The sequence below is a fragment of the Streptomyces sp. NPDC004658 genome, from assembly GCF_040609555.1.
Taxonomy (GTDB): Bacteria; Actinomycetota; Actinomycetes; order Streptomycetales; family Streptomycetaceae; genus Streptomyces.
The window spans coordinates 1-1,032 of the sequence record NZ_JBEXKG010000454.1; the positions used below are offsets into that span (position 1 = coordinate 1).

A 1,032-nucleotide genomic window follows, 5' to 3' on the forward strand; every position below is an offset into this window, starting at 1 on the left:
CCCGGGTGACCACGCCGGGCAGCCCATGGCGAGCCCGGCACCGACGGCTGGACGGAGCGAAGGCCCGGACGCGGGGGCTGGGCGTGGGGAAGGCTCGCACGCGGGGACTCGCCGGGCTGATGGCTCCCCCTCGGGGACTGAGCGGGGCGAAGGCCGACCGCCCGGCGCTCGCTCGGCCGGGGATCCGGCGGCGGGCTCGGTGCCGGGAACGCCGGACGAGGGGCCCTTGGCCGCTGTCGCGCCGGTGGAGTGGGTCGGGCCGCAGCCGCCGCTTCCGGCCCTGCTCGCGGACCCCGCCGCGCTGCGGCTGGCCCTGCTCTCGGTTCCCCGGCACCAGCCCGCGCGGCTGGACGGCAGCGCCCTGGACCGGGCCGCCGGGCAGCTCGCCGACTGGCGGCGGGCCGTGGCCGGATGGGCGCGCCGACCCTCACGACCGGTACCGGAACCGGTGCGGGGACGGTTGCGGGCCGCCTGGGAGAACGATCTCGACCTGCCCGGGGTGCTGGACGTGCTGCGGGACGTGGCGCGAGACCCGGACCTCCCGGACGGCGCCCGCTTCGAGACGTACGCCTACGCCGACCGCCTGCTCGCCCTGGACCTCTCCCACGACCTCGGGAGCCCGGCGTGAACGTCTCGGCGGGTGTGGGTCGGCTGCGGTGGCTGGTGTCGCGGCGCGGTGGGTCGGTGTGGCGCGGGGGTGTCGATGGCCGCGGGTGGCTCGGGCGTCGTGTGGTCGGGACCCGCGTGAACCGGCTGATGGCGTCGCGCCGCGGCGGGTCGGCGTGGCGCGGGGGTGTCGAGGGCAGCGCACCGCTCGGCCCGCTCGGCCCGCTCGGTCCGCTCGGTCCGCTCGGTTCGCTCGGTTCGCTCGGTCCGCTCGGTCCGCTCGGTTCGCTCGGCCTCGGGAGCCCCGCGTGAACGCCCCGGCCGGTGCCGGCCCGCTGCGGCGGCTGGTGGTGCTGCGGCACGCGAAGTCCGCGTGGCCCGAGGGCGTCGAGGACCACCGCAGGCCGCTGGCGCCGCGCGGGCTGC

General features: G+C 79.0%; 2 pseudogenes. Both read left to right on the forward strand.

Going from position 1 to position 1,032, the window contains the following annotated elements:
- Positions 1 to 289: 289 nt before the first annotated feature.
- Positions 290 to 628: pseudogene (locus tag ABZV94_RS42110) on the forward strand (hypothetical protein); the annotation flags it as partial.
- Positions 629 to 914: 286 nt separating this feature from the next.
- Positions 915 to 1,032, forward strand: a pseudogene (locus tag ABZV94_RS42115) (histidine phosphatase family protein); the annotation flags it as partial.